This window comes from Hyunsoonleella aquatilis (assembly GCF_014270105.1).
Lineage (GTDB): Bacteria > Bacteroidota > Bacteroidia > Flavobacteriales > Flavobacteriaceae > Jejuia > Jejuia aquatilis.
On the sequence record NZ_JACNMF010000004.1, the window covers coordinates 457,962 to 476,765 of the forward strand.

Annotated in this window: 18 protein-coding genes; 10 read left to right on the forward strand and 8 right to left on the reverse strand. The window is 38.0% G+C overall.

Features of this window, described 5'->3' with window-relative positions; all coding sequences use genetic code 11:
- Positions 1 to 3: 3 nt before the first annotated feature.
- From H7U19_RS13610 to H7U19_RS13630, 5 genes are all read right to left on the reverse strand, one after another.
- Positions 4 to 525 (reverse strand): DUF4136 domain-containing protein, encoded by a 522-nt coding sequence (locus H7U19_RS13610; protein ID WP_186563274.1) that lies wholly within the window; start codon positions 523 to 525, stop codon positions 4 to 6.
- A 51-nt stretch (positions 526 to 576) separates the two neighbouring features.
- On the reverse strand, positions 577 to 1,299 hold the full coding sequence (locus tag H7U19_RS13615) for an ion transporter (protein ID WP_186563276.1): 723 nt from the start codon (positions 1,297 to 1,299) through the stop codon (positions 577 to 579).
- A 56-nt stretch (positions 1,300 to 1,355) separates the two neighbouring features.
- Positions 1,356 to 2,354 (reverse strand): GTPase ObgE, encoded by a 999-nt coding sequence (gene obgE / locus H7U19_RS13620; protein ID WP_186563278.1) that lies wholly within the window; start codon positions 2,352 to 2,354, stop codon positions 1,356 to 1,358.
- Between the two features lie 56 nt (positions 2,355 to 2,410).
- The gene (locus tag H7U19_RS13625) at positions 2,411 to 3,520 is read right to left on the reverse strand and encodes an adenylate kinase (protein ID WP_186563280.1); all 1,110 of its coding nucleotides are present in this window, start codon (positions 3,518 to 3,520) and stop codon (positions 2,411 to 2,413) included.
- 161 nt (positions 3,521 to 3,681) lie between these two features.
- On the reverse strand, positions 3,682 to 4,602 hold the full coding sequence (locus H7U19_RS13630) for a T9SS type A sorting domain-containing protein (RefSeq protein WP_186563282.1): 921 nt from the start codon (positions 4,600 to 4,602) through the stop codon (positions 3,682 to 3,684).
- Between the two features lie 261 nt (positions 4,603 to 4,863).
- Between H7U19_RS13630 and H7U19_RS13635 the strand changes: the two genes are divergently transcribed.
- The 3 genes from H7U19_RS13635 to H7U19_RS13645 all read left to right on the forward strand — a co-directional run bounded on the left by H7U19_RS13635 (position 4,864) and on the right by H7U19_RS13645 (position 8,771).
- The gene (locus H7U19_RS13635) at positions 4,864 to 6,018 is read left to right on the forward strand and encodes a 5-(carboxyamino)imidazole ribonucleotide synthase (RefSeq protein ID WP_186563284.1); all 1,155 of its coding nucleotides are present in this window, start codon (positions 4,864 to 4,866) and stop codon (positions 6,016 to 6,018) included.
- A gap of 79 nt (positions 6,019 to 6,097) precedes the next feature.
- Positions 6,098 to 6,580, forward strand: a complete 483-nt coding sequence (purE, locus tag H7U19_RS13640) for a 5-(carboxyamino)imidazole ribonucleotide mutase (RefSeq protein ID WP_186563286.1) — start codon at positions 6,098 to 6,100, stop codon at positions 6,578 to 6,580.
- 145 nt (positions 6,581 to 6,725) lie between these two features.
- Complete coding sequence (locus tag H7U19_RS13645; protein WP_186563288.1) at positions 6,726 to 8,771, forward strand: M3 family metallopeptidase; 2,046 nt, start codon at positions 6,726 to 6,728, stop codon at positions 8,769 to 8,771.
- A gap of 1 nt (position 8,772) precedes the next feature.
- Here H7U19_RS13645 and H7U19_RS13650 read toward each other — a convergent pair whose 3' ends face one another.
- Positions 8,773 to 9,705 (reverse strand): aldo/keto reductase, encoded by a 933-nt coding sequence (locus tag H7U19_RS13650; RefSeq protein WP_222597437.1) that lies wholly within the window; start codon positions 9,703 to 9,705, stop codon positions 8,773 to 8,775.
- A 282-nt stretch (positions 9,706 to 9,987) separates the two neighbouring features.
- Here H7U19_RS13650 and H7U19_RS13655 point away from each other — a divergent pair, with 282 nt between their 5' ends.
- Positions 9,988 to 10,665, forward strand: coding sequence for a hypothetical protein (locus tag H7U19_RS13655; RefSeq protein ID WP_246454808.1), 678 nt, complete (start codon positions 9,988 to 9,990; stop codon positions 10,663 to 10,665).
- A gap of 70 nt (positions 10,666 to 10,735) precedes the next feature.
- Here the strand turns inward: H7U19_RS13655 and H7U19_RS13660 are convergent, their stop codons facing one another.
- Complete coding sequence (locus H7U19_RS13660) at positions 10,736 to 11,107, reverse strand: nuclear transport factor 2 family protein (protein WP_186563290.1); 372 nt, start codon at positions 11,105 to 11,107, stop codon at positions 10,736 to 10,738.
- 163 nt (positions 11,108 to 11,270) lie between these two features.
- Here H7U19_RS13660 and H7U19_RS13665 point away from each other — a divergent pair, with 163 nt between their 5' ends.
- The 5 genes from H7U19_RS13665 to H7U19_RS13685 all read left to right on the forward strand — a co-directional run bounded on the left by H7U19_RS13665 (position 11,271) and on the right by H7U19_RS13685 (position 14,903).
- A complete protein-coding gene (locus H7U19_RS13665; protein ID WP_186563292.1) occupies positions 11,271 to 12,269 on the forward strand; it encodes a GlxA family transcriptional regulator in 999 nt (332 codons plus the stop codon).
- A gap of 109 nt (positions 12,270 to 12,378) precedes the next feature.
- Complete coding sequence (locus H7U19_RS13670; RefSeq protein WP_186563293.1) at positions 12,379 to 12,882, forward strand: GbsR/MarR family transcriptional regulator; 504 nt, start codon at positions 12,379 to 12,381, stop codon at positions 12,880 to 12,882.
- Positions 12,883 to 13,292: 410 nt separating this feature from the next.
- On the forward strand, positions 13,293 to 13,682 hold the full coding sequence (locus H7U19_RS13675) for a hypothetical protein (protein WP_186563295.1): 390 nt from the start codon (positions 13,293 to 13,295) through the stop codon (positions 13,680 to 13,682).
- A 412-nt stretch (positions 13,683 to 14,094) separates the two neighbouring features.
- Positions 14,095 to 14,646, forward strand: coding sequence for a sigma-70 family RNA polymerase sigma factor (locus H7U19_RS13680; RefSeq protein ID WP_186563297.1), 552 nt, complete (start codon positions 14,095 to 14,097; stop codon positions 14,644 to 14,646).
- 2 nt (positions 14,647 to 14,648) lie between these two features.
- Positions 14,649 to 14,903 (forward strand): hypothetical protein, encoded by a 255-nt coding sequence (locus H7U19_RS13685; protein ID WP_186563299.1) that lies wholly within the window; start codon positions 14,649 to 14,651, stop codon positions 14,901 to 14,903.
- Here the strand turns inward: H7U19_RS13685 and H7U19_RS13690 are convergent.
- The gene (locus H7U19_RS13690) at positions 14,889 to 15,707 is read right to left on the reverse strand and encodes a UbiA prenyltransferase family protein (protein WP_186563301.1); all 819 of its coding nucleotides are present in this window, start codon (positions 15,705 to 15,707) and stop codon (positions 14,889 to 14,891) included. The two genes, H7U19_RS13685 and H7U19_RS13690, sit on opposite strands and share 15 nt — an antisense overlap.
- A 213-nt stretch (positions 15,708 to 15,920) precedes the next feature.
- On the opposite strand from H7U19_RS13690, the gene gcvP reads away from it, so the two are divergent.
- Positions 15,921 to 18,770, forward strand: a complete 2,850-nt coding sequence (gene gcvP, locus H7U19_RS13695) for an aminomethyl-transferring glycine dehydrogenase (RefSeq protein WP_186563303.1) — start codon at positions 15,921 to 15,923, stop codon at positions 18,768 to 18,770.
- Positions 18,771 to 18,804 lie beyond the last annotated feature (34 nt).

Here is an 18,804-nt window from a genome sequence, read left to right on the forward strand (position 1 = left end):
TTATTAGGATTTAGGCGGATACTTTTTAAATACCTTTTCAACAATCGCCCTAAAACGTTCCTCTCGTTTTTCCGGGGTTGCCTTAAAATTAAAATTGGATTCGCTTTTGGCTTGCCAAAACAATTGTTTGTTTGAGCTGTCCACAAAATCAAACACAATTTCCCGGGTCATACTGCCCTGTCCAACAGGGATGCCAATAGAAATACCACCACCAACATTACCGCCTCCACCGCCGACACCAACGCCAACAGTTTCCCGCTGTGGATTTTGATAATCTACACTTTTGATGTCAATTAGAAAATCTGGATTCTCAGAAATACCGAAACCATTGGCTTTCAACTTTTCATCCAGAACGTCCAGCAAGCGTTTGGTGTCCAATTCACTTAAGCCCGTATCCATATCTCCGAAGTATTGGTAGGTTTTATACTTTGAAAAATCAGCTGTCTTTTCGTAATCATAATTCACATAAATTGGCGCACATGACATTAAGAAAAGTGTGATGAGGATGGATAGAACGTATTTCATAACTTTTGATTTTTTTCAGATAAATGTAATCAAAAATTATTCCAAGGGCTTTCAATTCTCTTCTGAAGTATGTTGATTTTTATCCACCGATTTGGTCAAAGCCGAAGAAATAATTCCAGTTGGAATGGCCACAATGCCCAAACCAATCATCAAAATAATAAAAGTAAATACTTTGCCTCCAACGGTAATCGGATAGACATCACCATAACCTACCGTAGTTAATGTAATTATCGCCCACCACAAACTATCAAAAATTGAGGAAAAATGCTCGGGCTGCGCTTTATTTTCAAAATAATAAATACCCACAGCCGAAAAATAAATTAGTATTAATGTGATAAACAAAAAGAGGAAAATCTCTTCCTTGGCAGATTTTATTGCTGTAGTAAAATGATTCATCGCCCGATTGTAGCGTACCAGTTTAAATATTCTAAAAAGCCTAAGAAAACGCAAAGCTCGTAACGAACGTAGATCTACACCAAATGATAAATAAAAAGGCAATATGGCTAGAAAATCTATAATCCCAAAAAAGCTAAAAATGAACTTTGGCTTACTGTCTGCCACATAAATTCTCAGAACATATTCAATAGAAAATACAATAACACTAAACCATTCAATAATTTGAAGTATGGTTTTTGTTTGCGGTTTTAAATTGGGAATGGTTTCAACAGAAAATGTGATAACGGATATTAAAATAAGCCCCTGAATAAAGAAAGCAAAATATCTGCTCTTTTTATTGTCGTTAATTTCTACAATGTTTTTCAGGTACTGTTTCATCCGAAAACTTTATTGTAAAAAAACGAAAAAAATGCTTGAAATAAAATTCAGGGCAATTAATCGTTCAACATTTTCCATAACTTATCTTTCAGTTCGGTAATGCCTTTTTGGGCAACTGATGAAATAAATAGATAAGGAATAGGAATTTCATTATCTAGTTCAGCCTTAAGCTCTTGCTTTAATTCAGCATCCAGCATATCGCTTTTTGAAACGGCTATCAATCGATCTTTGTCCAACATTTCAGGATTATAACGTCTCAATTCATCCAAAAGGATATCGTATTGTTTTTTGATATCATCGGCATCTGCAGGAATTAAAAACAATAATACCGAATTACGTTCGATATGGCGCAAAAAATAATGTCCCAAACCTTTGCCCTCGGCCGCACCTTCAATAATACCGGGAATATCGGCCATAACAAACGTTTGAAAATCACGATACTCTACTATTCCCAAATTAGGCTTTAGAGTGGTAAACTCGTAATCTGCAATTTTTGGTTTAGCAGAAGTAATAACAGAAAGCAGTGTTGATTTTCCTGCGTTAGGGAACCCCACTAATCCAACATCAGCCAGTACTTTAAGCTCCATGGTGATGTATTTTTCTTCCATGGGCAGACCGGGTTGCGCATAGCGCGGCGTTTGGTTAGTCGAGGATTTAAAATGCCAATTGCCTAGGCCGCCTTTACCACCCTCTACAATAATTTTTTCCTCACCGTGTTCGGTAATTTCAAAGATAACATTATTGGTTTCAGTATCCCGAACCACTGTGCCCAAGGGGACATCAATATACGCATCTTCGCCATCGGCTCCAGTGCTCCGGCTACTACTCCCATGCTCGCCATGACCAGCGCGTATATGCTTTTTGAACTTTAAATGATGAAGTGTCCAAAGGTTTGAATTCCCTCGAATAATAACATGACCTCCGCGACCACCATCTCCTCCGTCGGGGCCTCCTTTAGCAATATATTTTTCTCGATGTAAATGTGCAGAACCCTGCCCTCCCTTTCCGGAAGCCACATACATTCTTACGTAATCGACAAAATTTCCTTCGGTCATATTCGAGTTTAAAGTTTCAAGTTCAAAGTTTCAAGTTTAAACTCTCGTAAAAAGCACTATAATGCGTCTATTACGCTACTTAACCTTTTGGTTATTTCTTCAATACTACCTACGCCATTAACGCCGTAATATTTATCCTGTGCAGTATAGTAATCCTTCAAAATTGCAGTTTCGGCGTAGTACACCTTTATTCTATTTCGGATAACAGATTCGTCCGCATCATCAGCCCTGCCACTGGTTTCACCTCGTTTTAAAAGACGTTCAACCAAAATTTCGTCATCAACCTCTAAAGCAATCATCGCATTGATTTGAGAGTCCTTACTATCCATCAACTCATCTAGAGCATCAGCCTGCGCATTGGTTCTTGGAAATCCGTCAAAAATAAACCCATTGGCATCCGTATTTTTTTCAACTTCGGCATTTAGCATATCGATAGTAACCTGATCCGGCACCAAAGCACCTTTATCAATATATGATTTGGCCAACATGCCAAGAGCGGTTTCATTTTTAATATTATATCGAAAAACGTCACCCGTAGAAATATGAACGAGGTTATACTTTTCCTTTAAAAAATCGGCTTGCGTGCCTTTACCTGCTCCCGGAGGGCCAAATAATACTAGATTAGTCATGTGTTGCGTTTCTTTTATTTGATATATTTCTGGTAAATCCCTACCCAAATGGTCATAATCCAAGCCATAACCAACTATGAATTTATCAGGAATTTTTATGCCTACATAATGTAATTTAAAGTCTTTTTTGTATGCCTCGGGCTTGAAAAAAAGTGTAGCAATTTTCAAGGTTTTCACCTTTTCATTTTTAAAAATACGATACACTTCTGCAAGTGTTTTCCCCGAATCAATTATATCTTCAAGGATTATTACCGTCCTTCCAGTCAAATCCTGTGTTAATCCAATTAAGCGCTGAATGTCTTCGGAGGATTTCAAACCTTCGTAAGAGGCCAATTTTATAAAAGTGACTTCGCAAGGATGGGGATATTTCTTCACAAAATCACTGGTAAACATGAACGAACCGTTCAAAACCCCCACAAAAACAGGAACTTCGTCTGCAAAATCGTTTGCAATTTCAGCCACCAATCTGTCCACCGCGGTTTCAATTTCTTCGGCAGAAATAAATGGTTTAAAAAATTTATCGTGAAGTTGAATCACCTTTTGGTTAGTTTGAAAGATGCAAAGATAATTAAATGATTTGCGATTTGCGATATTTTCGATTTACGATTTCTACTCAACAGTATTCGTATGAATTGCTATGAAACAAAAAAGGCCACAACATCCAAGTTATGGCCTTTTAAAAATTATTTATTTCGAATTTATCTTTTGAAGAATTTTACGGAACGTTCACTATCTAGTCTGAGAAAATACATTCCACTTTTTAATGAGCGGACATCGATTTCTCCATTTGTACCAACTGCACTTCTCATTAATTGTTTGCCCAGAATATCATGTACACTAAAAGTTCTATTTGCAAAGGTTTTTGATAACTTAATATAGTCTGATGTTGGGTTTGGGTGTACGCTCAATTTATTTTGATCCAAGTCATCAGAAGTGAGGGTTGTACAAATCTCTGCTAACCAAGTCCCACTTAATCCTTCAAATGGCATCCCCGGTAAATTAAAGTTTACGGCTAACAACAATCCAATTTCCGCATCCGAGGTAATTACTGGAGGGGATGAAATAAATTGGTGGATTAAAACCTGTGCTAGCGGGTCTTCAAACAATGCAAATTCACTGATGACAAATCCACCCAAATCCTTCAAATTTCCTTTAATGGTTGCAGGGTTGACAGTACCCATCAGGCCAGCCAATTCTACCAGGTTGATCTGAGTAGAAATTTCCGCTACCCCGTTTACATACAAGGTGATCAGACCAGCATCACATACCACTGCAAGATGGTGACACCCGGATTCCAATGATGTGTGAGAGGTAATCTGGTAATTTATGGCAGGGATACTAAAATGCAACCTGAAATCATCGGTAATGGTAATAGACGAAAAGACCTGTCCTTCTTCATTGGACCAGGTAAACAAGTTAGACCCGGCAATATTGATCTTTATTTTTGCCATTACCGTAAAATCCGGAGTCAATGGCAAATTATAGGGCAAGTTGTTTTCATCAGCAAATACCGTGTTCTTTCCGTAATCAGCAATATCTTCCTTCCCAAAGCTAATTCCAGTAAACAATAGCACCAAACAAAATGCACCGAAATATTTTAAAAAAGTAGTTTTCTTCATGGGGTAATCTTTAATTTAATGGCTTAATTAATAGTATATTACAAACCTAGCATTAAATCGGAAAATTATATCCGAGTTTTTATTCCACTTATCGAATATTACACCTAAGTTTTTGGTCACATTATCGATAAACCCAGTGTTCACAATGGATTCAAGAATTCTCTTCATCTTCTGGAACTTCACATTTTTGGTGCTGTACGTTCCATTTTTAAATGTATTTTTGCAGTAGTTTAAAATTCAGATTTCAACTAAAATTTTACGATGAATTATTTTTCTTCAAATTTCAAACTGGGTATTTTAGGAGGCGGTCAATTAGGCAAAATGTTGCTATATAATACCCGGAAATTTGATATTTATTCCTGTGTTTTAGAAGCCAGTGAAGACGCCCCGTGCAAAATAGCATGTGATGAATTTCATTTGGGAAGTTTAATGGATTACGATGCTGTTTTCAACTTTGGCAAAAACGTGGATGTTTTGACTATAGAAATTGAAAACGTAAACGTAGATGCGCTGGAAGCTCTCGAAAAAGAAGGCGTAAAGGTTTATCCTGCATCGAAAACTTTGCGCACCATCCAAAACAAAGCCAAACAGAAGTTGTTTTACAGGGACAATGATATCCCTACTTCTGATTTTACGCGATTTGCATATCTTTCGGAAATTGAGGATGCCTTACAAAATGGTGGATTGGAATTGCCTTTTGTTTGGAAGGCGGCTCAATTTGGATATGACGGCAATGGGGTAAAAATTGTAAGGACTTTAGAAGATTTGGACGGCTTGCCAAAAGGAGAATGTATTGCTGAAGAATTGATTCCTTTTAAAAACGAACTCGCCGTGATTGTTGCAAGAAATGCCTCTGGCGTCACAAAAACCTTCCCTGTTGTTGAAATGGAATTTCACCCCGAAGCTAATCAGGTGGAATACGTAATTTGCCCAGCTAGAATTGCGGATAATGTGGCCACAAAAGCGCGTGAAGTCGCTTTAAAGGTTTCCCAAGCTTTTAGTCATGTTGGTTTGTTGGCGGTAGAAATGTTTCAAACCCAAGAGGACGAAATTCTTGTTAATGAAGTAGCTCCAAGACCCCATAACTCTGGTCATCAAACTATTGAGGCTAGCTACACCTCCCAGTTTGAACAACATTTACGAGCCATTTTGGATTTACCTTTAGGAAGAACAGATAGCAAAGTGGGAGGTGTGATGGTAAATTTGGTGGGTGCCGAAGGCTTCACCGGAAATGTAGTTTATGAAAATATTGAAAATATTATGACCATGGAGGGTGTTACGCCACATATTTATGGCAAAAAACAAACCCGCCCGTTTAGAAAAATGGGTCATGTAACCATCGTAAATGAAGATTTAAATGAGGCCCGAAGAGTTGCTGAGGAAGTTAAAAAATCGATTAAAGTCATAAGTGGATAAATCACGACAACTAAAAACCAAATTCCAATAGGTTCAATTAAATAATTTTTGGGATTTGGAATTTCAAAATTTGGAATTTATGAATAAAGTAGGCGTAATCATGGGAAGTAAAAGTGACCTTCCCGTAATGCAAGATGCGATTGACATCTTAAAAGGTTTTGATATTGAAGTTGAGGTAGACATCGTGTCCGCCCATCGCACTCCAGAAAAGCTTTTTGACTATGGCAAAAATGCTCACACCCGAGGTTTTGCGGTAATTATTGCTGGTGCTGGGGGTGCGGCACACTTGCCAGGAATGATTGCATCCTTGTCGCCTCTGCCGGTTATCGGAGTGCCCGTGAAAAGTAGTAATTCTATTGATGGATGGGATTCCGTGTTGTCCATTTTACAAATGCCCGGGGGTGTTCCCGTAGCCACAGTAGCCCTTAATGGTGCAAAAAATGCAGGGATTTTAGCAGCACAAATCATAGGTTCCAGCGACCCCTGTGTTTTGGACAAAATTATAGCTTACAAGGAAGGGCTGAAGGTAAAGGTAAACGAATCTGCCAAAGGCCTAAAATAAAGAAACCCCGACAAATCGGGGCTTCATTAGCTATTAACAATAATTCTTACGAGTCTTTCAACTCCTCTGAAAAATCTGTGCAAAAATATACAAAATGTACAATGCTAGCATAACAAATTGAAACTTTAACATTTTTTTATTATCAATGAATTCAAACGCTCTGCTCCAACCCTTCAATACACCTTACGAAACTGCTCCCTTTTCAAAAGTAAAGGACGAAGATTTTTTGCCCGCCTTCAAACAGGCTATCGCCGATGCTAAAATTGAAATTGCTCAAATAGCACAAAATAACACGGTGCCTTCTTTTGAGAATACCATTGAAGCCTTGGATTTTTCAGGGAAGCAATTGGAACGTATTTCGAGCGTCTTTTTCAATTTGAACGCGGCCGAAACAAATGAAAACATTCAAAAAACAGCGCAAGAAGTCTCTCCTCTTCTTTCTGAATTCAGCAATGACATTACCTTAAATGAAGATTTGTTCAAACGTGTAAAGGCAGTTTACGATTTAAAATCTAGTCTCAATCTGACCATCGAACAAGAAACCCTTTTGGACAAAAAGTATAAAAGTTTCTCCAGAAATGGAGCTAACCTTCCAAAAGAGAAAAAAGAGCAACTGCGCGAAATCGACAAAAAACTGAGTCAGTTAAAATTGAAATTTGGCGAAAACGTTCTGGCGGAAACCAACAAGTTTGAAATGTTGATTACAAATGAGGTAGATTTATCAGGACTGCCCGATGGCGCTAAAGAAGCCGCTAAACAATTGGCCGAATCAAAAGACAAAGAGGGCTGGTTATTCACCTTGGACTACCCAAGTTATATCCCTTTTGTAACTTACGCCGACAATAGGGAACTACGCAAAAAAATAACGCTTGCGGCAGGGAGCAAATCTTTCAAAAATGATGAGTTGGACAACCAAAAGAATGTTCTTGAAATTGCAAAGTTACGTCACGAACGCGCTAAGCTTTTGGGTTATAAAACCCATGCACATTTTGTGCTGGAAGAGCGCATGGCAGAGACTCCGAAAAATGTACAAAAGTTCCTCAATGAACTCTTGGAAAAAGCAAAGCCTGCGGCAGAAAGGGAATTTAAAAAGCTCCAGGAGTTTGCAAAAGAATTAGATGGGATTGAACAACTTCAAAAGTGGGATGGCTCATATTATTCTGAAAAACTGAAACAAAAACTGTTCAGTTTGGACGATGAGCTATTGAAGCCCTATTTTAAATTAGAAAATGTTATTGATGGTGCTTTTACGATTGCTAATAGACTTTTCGATTTGAAGTTTGAGGAAATTGACTCCATTGATAAGTATCACGAAGATGTATTGACCTATAAAGTGACCGATACCAAAGGCAATTTTGTAGCCATTTTTTATGCGGACTTTTTCCCAAGACCCGGAAAACGCAACGGGGCGTGGATGACGGTTTACAAACCTCAGTACATTAAGAATGGTGAAAACAGCAGACCACATATTTCCATAGTTTGCAATTTTACCAAGCCGACAAAAACCAAACCATCGCTTCTAACTTTTAATGAAGTTACCACATTGTTCCATGAGTTTGGACATGCCCTTCACGGGATGTTGGCCAACACTACTTATCCAAGTTTGTCGGGAACTAGCGTGTTTTGGGATTTTGTGGAACTGCCCAGTCAGGTAATGGAAAACTGGTGTTATGAAAAAGAGGCTTTGGAACTCTTTGCCAAACACTACGAAACCGGGGAAACCATCCCCATGGATTTGATTGAAAAAATTAAAAAATCATCCACGTTTTTGGAAGGCATGCAGACGTTGCGCCAATTGAGTTTTGGCTTGTTAGACATGAGTTGGCATGGGCAAGATCCAGGCGGTATTGCCGATGTTAAAGCACATGAATCCAAAGTTTTTGAAAACACTACTTTATACCCCAAAACTAAAGAAACCTGCATGAGTACAGCGTTCTCGCACATTTTTCAAGGCGGGTATTCCTCTGGATATTATAGCTACAAATGGGCTGAAGTTTTGGATGCCGATGCGTTCGAGTATTTCAAGGAAAATGGGGTTTTTAACAAATCCATCGCTGACAAATTTAAGGAGCATGTATTAAGCAAAGGGGGTACTGAAAACCCAATGACCCTTTATAAACGTTTTAGGGGGCAAGAACCCAGACCTGAGGCTCTATTGAGACGTGCCGGCCTATTGGAAGAAGTGTCCTAAATCACAAATTTTTAATAAGACTATACATATTCTCTCGAGTTTTTGTATCTGGCATTCTACCGAAACCTGCCATCATATTATCCAAAGCATGTTTCGGTTTCGAGGTTCCGGGAATCACGCAGGTCACCAATTCATTCGATAAAATAAACTTCAGAAAGAATTGTCCCCAGCTTTTGATATCATAATCCAGGCACCATAAGGGCATTGGCTTGCCTTTAGTTTTTCCGAAAAGCGAACCACTTTCAAAAGGACGGTTGATTAATACGGCCGTGCCATTTTTTTCTATCGTATGAAAAAGTGATTTTTCAGCATGTCTATTCCTAATCGAATAATTGAACTGCACGAAATCAGGCTTTTCAGCTTGAATCACTTTTTCCAATGCCTCATGGGCCGAATCCAAATAATGCGTGATGCCCCAATACCGGATTTTCCCTTTTTCTTTCCAATCCCTTAAAGTTTTTACATGGGTTTCCCAATCCACCAAATTGTGAATTTGCATCAAATCCATTTGTTTTCGTCTCATCAATTGAAAGGACTTTTCCATTTGCTGTATACCTTTTTCCTTTCCAGAAGTCCAGACTTTTGTAGCATAAAAGTAATCATCGGCAATACCCATTTTTTTCGTCAAATCACCAACTACCTCTTCTGATCTTCCATACATCGGCGACGTATCAATGACGCTACCTCCTTGTTCCCTTAAGATTTCTAGGACCTTTACCAGTGTGGTATCAACTGTAGGTGAGCTTTTAACATCAAAGGTTTGCCAGGTACCCAGTCCGATTACCGGCAGTTTTTCATTGGATGAAAAAATCGAGCGCTTTAACATTGTATTGGATAAATTAAATGACATGGCATTTTGCGACATTAAAAGACCTAATGCAGATAAGCCTGTCAATTTAGCCATTTCCCTCCGGGTGTATATTTTTGAATTCATTGCAAATTATATTTGGTCGAAACTTCTTCAATTTAATAAATTAAGACAGGACAAATTAATATACCTGCAACCTTTATGAAAATTTTAAGGGTTGGATAGGCAATCAAAAAATATGAATATGAACATATTAATTGGAAGTGTTATACGTTTAAAAGTCAAAACGTTTAAGCCATTGTGAATCTTCTTAAGTTAATAAAACACCTTTTTATTTTTACTTTCCTTACTTGCCTCACTCAGATTGGTGGGTTGATTTGGTTGCTTAGTATTGGGGTTTCAAAACACATGAGCATTCGAAAACGATTTGTGTTTCCAATACTTTATTTACTTTTCAATATTGCTATTATACCCCCTATCGCTAAATCCTTTGGCAGGGAAAAATTACCAACCTTCAGTAAAGAAATAAAACCTAGAAACTGGTGCTACCCCTTATTGTTCAGAAATTATGTCGCACCCAACCTAAAGAAACAATTGCAAAATGACGCATCGGTTTTTTATAAATCTACTAGCATGCCCATCACCTATCTGGATGCCAACTTCCCATTTATTGACGGCTTCCCTTTGTTTCCGCATTTAAGTCATAACGATGGTAAGAAAGTAGACCTTTCCTTGATGTATTTAGATGAAAAGAAAGAGTCTACGGACAAAAAGCCATCGGTTTCAGGTTATGGGGTTTATGCAAATTCTGAAGATAATTATACTGTAAAAAGATGTCGAAACAATGGATATCGGCAGTACGACTTTACCAAATACCTTTCTTTTGGAACTATCCATGAATTGGATTTCTATCAAGAAGGAACCAAACACCTTTTACAACAGTTACTTTCCAATTCGTCAACTCAAAAAATATTTATAGAGCCCCATTTGAAGCAGTCGCTAGGATTGTCAAATGAGGCTCGAATTAGATTTCATGGCTGTCAAGCTGTGCGTCATGATGACCATATTCATTTGCAAATTAAATAATGCTACAAGACCTACAAGGTTTTTGAAACCTTGCAGGTCAGCTAAAAATTTAAGTGTTGCAAAAGAACTATTACCCCTGTTGCATCGGCGTAAAAAAGAATTCCTCGTGCACAATTTTGCCACCCTCAACTTGATACAAACAAATTTCTTCCATGGTCATTCTTGGGGCACCCTTAAAGGTAACATCCATTTTCATACTGCAAGAAAAAAACTTGTCCGCCACTACTGGATCTGATACTTCATTGCCATGGACTTCCTCTGTCATTTCTTGAAATTGTTGTCCTTTTGCAATCACAGCCTCTATGCCTTCACATACTTTTACGGGCGCCCCATCGGGCTCAATACTTACGATATTTGGTGAGTACAACTCTTGTACAGCCTCGGCGTACTGCCCTTGCCTGCAATAATTTACTAGCTTTTCAGCAACTTCTTTTGTTGTCATAATGTTCAAATGTATTGATGAATATTTATTTTCTTTGCTTTGACTTCCTTTCAAAAATATAAAATCATCAAATCGGTTACAGTGGGCAAATTTGACACTTTAGGGTGTTGATTACGACAGATAAATGTGCTACTTTTAAAAGCCACTTTTACAATCATTTATAATGACAAAACATGTAACAATTTTGGTTCCTAGGGCAAATGCAATTCTAAGCAGTGTGGTTGGGCCTTATAAAATTTTTAGTGCCGTCAATGATTTTTATACCCAATCGGGACGGAGCACATCGCCAATGTTTAAAATCGATTTGGTAGGGATACACAAAGAGTCCATATTGTATGATGGGGCATTTTCCATTCATAGTACTGCCACGCCTGAGGACATCGAGAAAACAGACCTCATCATCATTCCCGCCGTGTTGCCCCAGAGTGTAATTCAAGATGTAGAAGCCAACTATGATTTTATTCCATGGATCCAACAGCAGCGGTTGGTGCACAATGCAGAAATTGCCAGTTTGTGTATGGGTGCTTTTTTCTTGGCGGAAACCGGTTTAGTCGATGGTAAGCAATGCGCTACGCATTGGGCGGGCATCGAACTGTTTAAACAACGTTACCCCCATATTGACGTAAAACCCGAAAAGATTGTAACCGACCAAGAAGGCATCTACTCCAGTGGGGGTGCCTATTCTTTTTTGAACCTCATTGTGCATTTGGTTCAAAAATACTGTGGAAAAGAAGTGGCCATTTATATCTCGAAACTATTTGAAATAGATATCGATAGGGACAACCAAAATCAGTTTGCTATTTTTATGGGACAAAAGGAACATTCCGACACTACAATAAAAGAAGCGCAGACCTACATTGAGGAACATATTGACAAGAAAATTTCGGTGGATGCCCTGTCCGAACAATTGGCCGTGAGCCGAAGGAATTTTATTCGCCGATTTAAAAAGGCTACAGGCAATACCCCTTTGGAATACATACAACGTGTAAAAATTGAAGTAGCTAAAAATGCATTGGAATCCTCCCCTAAAACCATCAATGAGGTAATGTTTTCAATTGGATATTCCGACACCAAAGCATTTCGTAATTTATTCAAACGACATACAGGGTTAACACCTGTAGCCTACAAACAGAAGTATAATAGGGAGTTGGTGAGTTATTAACTCTTTAAATATTGTAAATATTCAAAAGCACCCAAAATAAACTTTCAATAATTATTGAAAGTTTAGAAATTATTTCTATCTTTGTATCAGAAACCTAGAATTAAGGATTTTGGAATATCAAGAAGCGAAAGAAAAATTTATTAGTACATGGGGCAGTTTGGGCACACTATGGGGCATCAACAAGGCTATGGCTCAGATTCAATCCCTGCTTTTTATATCAACCAAACCACTGTCCATGGAAGAGATTATGCAGGAGCTCAAGATTTCCCGCGGCAATACCAGCATGAATTTACGTCAGTTAATGGACTGGGGCATTGTTACCAAAGAGTTGGTTCCAGGTGAGCGCAAAGAATTTTTTACCACTGAAAAAGATGTACAGGAACTGGCAAGACACATCGCCAAAGAACGTAGCCGCAGGGAAATAAAGCCAGTTATAAAAGTATTAAAAGAAGTAAGTTCAATAAAAGACGATGGCACAACAAAAACCAAAGAATTGATTAAACAAACCAAAGCATTACACGATTTAGCGGATACGGCAGATGCCTTACTGAACAAAATAGCAAACCAAGAACAAACCTGGATTACTAAATCTTTAATGAAATTAATAAAATAAAAAATTTTAAATTTTACTTTCAATATTTTCTGAAAGTTTAAAAATAGTTAAGAATGAATTATAATATCCTTACATACACATGTTACATTCCCATGATATGCTACATAACGATTTATGTTGGATGGCTATTCTATAAAAATGGCGAAGTATTTCTCATTCATCTCTTAAGTAACAACATCTCACTTGCCAAAAGTATTAACAACATCCTATTAGTGGGGTACTATTTGGTGAATTTAGGATATGCGATAGTGACTATAGCCTTTTGGGAAAATATTGGTTCAATATCACAACTGCTCAATAGTCTAAGTTATCATCTAGGAATAGTAATTATGGGGCTTGCGGTATTACACTACAACAATGTGCTCTGTCTTAATTATCTAATAAAATCAAAAGTTTTAAATCTATAAATTATGGAAAATTCAAAAATCATTATCGGTTATTTAATCTATCTACCAATCGTCATCGCATTAACAATTTATGTGTCCAAAATGCTTTTTAAGAATGGCAAACTATTTATGATTGACATCTTTAAGGGAAAGGAAGACATAGCAATGGCCACAAATAAGTTATTCGAAATAGGCTTCTATCTAATTAATATTGGCTGGGCAATGCTCATTCTAAAAATCACGTATTACGGCAATAATGAAATGAGTTACCAATACCTCATCGAGATATTAAGTAAAAAAATAGGAGGTTTTTCAATTTACTTGGGAATAATGTTGTTCATCAATTTGTTTTTCTTTTTCAGAGGAAGGCGGATTTCTAGACAGTCTAAACGGATTCAAAAAGCTCAACACTAATATTTCGTCATATGAAAATACTACATTACATAAACTGTTTTGCATATTTGGTTACTCTGGTCCTTTATGCCAGCGTTATTTACATCCTGATAGGCATGTACGCCCAATTTTTTCTGGGTATAACACAATTAATATTGGCCATTATTTTAGTTTTCTTAAGAAATAAATTCACGGATATCGTAAAGGTTCATTTGAAAAAATACTGGCTTTTGGCTTTTATCAACATTTCTTTAATAGCAACTCTTTTTTACATTGGGTTATTTGAAAATAATGTTATTCAAATCACAATCGCATTTGTATTTCCAATGCTAATTGCTTCGTACTTTGTATTCATAACATACCTAATCAATAAACAAAGAAAAAATTCAATTATTTAGCGTATTTTTGATTTTCAAAAAAAAGCGCTATCTGAATGCCCGAACATAAAATAGATCCTAATAAGTGGATTGACCTATATTCCGACTACCTTTTTAACTATACTATTACGCGTGTTAGCGATAGGGAAATGGCACAAGATTTGGTGCAGGAAACTTTTTTGGCGGGGCTGAAATCCATGAAAAACTTTAAGGGAGAGGCCAGCGAGCGCACATGGCTCATTTCGATCCTAAAAAGAAAAATTATAGATTATTACCGGAAAATTAATTCTAACAAGGGCAAAGCCGAAGTGCGGATTAATTACAAGGATGCCGAGAGCGAGGGCGACTGGCTAGAAGAGCGTGTGGCGGATCCCTTTGATAAAACTGCCGAAGACACGTTGCAGAACAATGAACTTGGAGACGCAATTCATAACTGTTTGGGCAAATTGCCTAAAAAACAAGCGGATGTTTTTAAAATGAAAACCATTTTAAATTACGAAACTGAAGTAATTTGTAATGAACTAAATATTACAGCGTCTAACCTGTGGGTAATCATCCATAGAGCGAGAACTGCATTGGCGGATTGTCTCGATAAAAATTGGTTTTAACAATGAAGAAAAGGTTTTTATTTATAAGCTGTGAAGAGGCACAACATATATGCGATAAAGCGCAATATGATGAGGCTAGCGGATGGGAAAAAATCAAACTGAATATTCGCCTGTCGTGGTGCAGGATAACCCGCGCCTATTACAAGCGCAACACTAAACTTACCGAGGCTGTAAAGTCTGCTAAACCTGATTGTTTGGATCCTAAAGCGAAGCAAGCCATGGAGGCCAAATTTAATGAGGAATTAGCCAAACATTAAAAGCAGGATAAGCCAAAGCATTGGAATCCCTTCCACCCAAAACGCACTGTAATATTTCCCCTGGCTTACCTTTGAAAACGCTACAAAGATTCCCGTAATAACAGCAATCACGAGCAACACAAAAATGTAGGACACACGTGTTTCATCCTTAAAAAACTCCATTACAAAAAATAGTATCAAAAGAAAAATACCTAATCGCTTTGCTCCTTTTAGGCCTAGTTTTTGAGGTAATGTTCCCAATGTTGCAGTATCATATTTTAAATCCCGAATTTCAAAAGGCAACATCAGCACAACTATAAAAAGGAAACGCTTTAGCATCATCAAAACAATATCTGCATTCATTTCCAAATTCAATTCTACCAAAGGCAACATTACCGTTACGCCTGCCCATGTGAAAGCAATCACATAAACTTTTAAGCCGCTAATATTTCGTAAAGCAAATTTTCTGTTGGAAGACAATGGAATGGCATACAGAAATGTCAAAACACTTAATACAAGGCTAACTGCAAGTGTTTTCAATTCAAGATAAAATCCATAATAACACATCAGCGCAAAGCAGAAGAATGAGAACACTTGAATCCACTTCAAATAATCTGCCAACTGCCTATGATGAAACCTCGCTATCCCAAAATACTTCACAAAGTTATACCCTGTGATAGAGGCATAAAAAATAAAATACAGTAGGTTTTCATCATAATCCAGCTCCAACTCCAGAAGTGTTATCCATGCCAATGCATACACGGCCAAAGCCACATGAATACTACTATTGATATAGAAATTAAAAAGTTGTTTCAGGAAAGACATGATGCAAAAATACTTATACTTTACCGTTAGCGAATAGGCAACCGGGAAAGATCGTCTTTCATTTTATGATAAATTTAAGATTATTGCTTAATGATGTTAATAAAGCTTTCAAAAAGTTAAAAACTTTCGTTTTTATGCAATAAAACACCGCCTTTATTACTTAATTTTGCGAATTACATAATGAAGTGAATAACACTTTTATTAAATTTTGCTATGAATACAAACGCTTTTGCACTGCGTCATGTTGGGCCAAGGGAAGAGGATCAAAAATTGATGCTCGAGGCCATTGGTTTGGATACTTTGGATGAATTGATTAACGAAACCATCCCCAAGGAAATACGTTTAAAAAACGGTTTGAATTTGGAAGAACCCATGACCGAGCATGAATATTTGCTGCATATCCATGAGCTTTCAAAAAAGAATAAAGCGTACAAAACTTACATCGGTTTGGGCTACCACCCAACCATTATGCCGGCAGTAATCCAACGCAATATTTTGGAAAATCCAGGCTGGTACACGGCTTATACCCCGTATCAGGCCGAAATTGCACAAGGAAGATTGGAAGCACTTTTGAATTTCCAAACTATGGTAACCAACCTAACGGGAATGGAGTTAGCCAATGCTTCTCTCCTGGATGAAAGTACCGCAGCCGCCGAAGCCATGGGTTTGCTATTTGCTGTTAGGGAACGCGACCAGAAAAAAGCCGGAATTAACAAATTCTTTGTTTCGGATAATATTTTGCCTCAAACCCTTTCTTTACTGAAGACACGGGCAACACCTATAGGTATTGAGTTAGTGGTAGGGGATGAAAATGAATTTGATTTTTCAACAGAATTCTTCGGAGCCATCTTACAATATCCCGGTAAAAATGGTCAAGTTTCGGATATCAAATCTTTCATCGAAAATGCCAATAACTCTAGAATTAAAGTAGCTGTTGCTGCCGATATTTTAAGTTTGGTGAAATTGGAAGCGCCCGGTAAATTTGGGGCAGATGTAGTGGTTGGCACCACCCAACGTTTTGGGATCCCCATGGGTTACGGTGGCCCACATGCCGCTTATTTTGCCACCAAGGAAGCTTACAAGCGAGAAATCCCTGGCCGTATTATAGGGGTAACCAAAGACACCAACGGCAATAGAGCGCTTAGAATGGCGCTTCAAACTAGGGAGCAACATATTAAACGGGATAGAGCCACGTCCAATATTTGCACTGCCCAAGTACTTTTGGCCGTAATGGCTGGAATGTATGCGGTTTACCATGGACCGAATGGCTTGCAATTTATTGCGGATCAAGTTCATTATAAAGCTGTTGTTGTGGCCAAGGCGTTAGAAAAATTAGGTTATTCCCAGGTGAATACCTCTTATTTTGACACGCTTCAAATAAAAACAAAAGCGAAAGCCATTAAAAAAGTAGCTACTGAGAAAAAGGTCAATTTATGCTATCCCGATAAGGAAACCGTTACTATTTCCATCAATGAAGCTACTTCTGTAAGGGATATCAATTATTTGATTTCTGTGTTTGCAACTGTTGCCAAAACCGAAACGATTGTGATTTCTTCTATCGAAGAGGAAAATCACATTTCAAAAGGACTACAAAGAACATCGGAGTTTTTAACCGAACCTATCTTTAACAGCTATCATTCGGAAACCGAATTGATGCGATATATTAAATTTTTGGAACGAAAAGATTTGGCATTAAACCATTCCATGATTTCTTTGGGCTCTTGTACGATGAAATTGAATGCGGCTTCCGAAATGTTACCTTTAAGTTGGTTCAAATGGGGGAACATCCATCCTTTTGCACCACTGAAACAGGCCAAAGGTTATCAAATCGTTTTAAAAGAATTGGAAGACCAACTGACAGAAATCACAGGTTTTGCCGCCACTTCCTTGCAACCCAATTCAGGCGCCCAAGGTGAATTTGCGGGCCTAATGGTCATCAAAGCCTATCATGAATCTCGTGGTGACCATCATAGAAATATTTGTTTGATTCCATCCTCAGCACATGGTACTAATCCTGCAAGCGCGGTAATGGCAGGTATGAAAGTTGTTGTTACAAAATCCACAGTGGAAGGCAATATCGATGTTGTCGATTTAAGACAAAAGGCCGAGCTGCATAAGGACAATCTTGCAGCCTTAATGGTTACCTATCCGTCAACCCATGGCGTATATGAATCCGCTATCAAGGAAATCACAAAAATTGTACACGACTATGGCGGGCAAGTGTACATGGATGGTGCCAACATGAATGCTCAAGTAGGATTGACAAATCCTGGAAACATTGGTGCTGACGTGTGTCACCTCAACTTGCACAAAACTTTTGCCATTCCTCATGGTGGAGGTGGCCCAGGTGTTGGGCCAATTTGTGTTGCTGAACAACTCGTCCCATTTTTACCAGGTAATCCAGTACTTAAAACTGGTGGCGAAAAAGCAATTACAGCCATTTCGGCCGCACCTTTTGGCTCTGCCCTAGCCTGTTTGATTTCATACGGATACATCAAAATGCTTGGTGCAGAGGGATTAACGGAAGCTACAAAAGTTGCGATTTTGAACGCCAACTACATAAAACATAGGTTGGATGGCTACTATAACACGCTGTATTCAGGTGAAAAAGGGAGAGCGGCCCATGAAATGATTGTGGATTGCAGACCTTTTAAAGTAAACGGCATAGAAGTAACAGATATCGCCAAACGATTGATGGACTATGGATTTCACGCACCTACGGTATCCTTTCCAGTGGCAGGAACATTAATGATTGAGCCTACGGAAAGTGAAGGCAAAAACGAATTGGATCGTTTTTGTGATGCTATGATTTCCATTAAAAATGAAATTGATAGTGTCTCAAAAGATGATGACAATAATGTTTTGAAAAATGCACCTCACACCTTAGAAATGATTACTGCTGATGAGTGGTATTTTCCATACTCTAGGGAGGAAGCAGCATTTCCATTGGCATACATACGTGAAAACAAATTTTGGCCAAGTGTAAGGCGTGTAGATGATGCCTATGGCGACAGAAATCTTATTTGTACATGTACCCCGATTGCCGATTACGTAGAGACATAAAAAGCGCTTTGGGCATCGTAAATAATTATTCTAA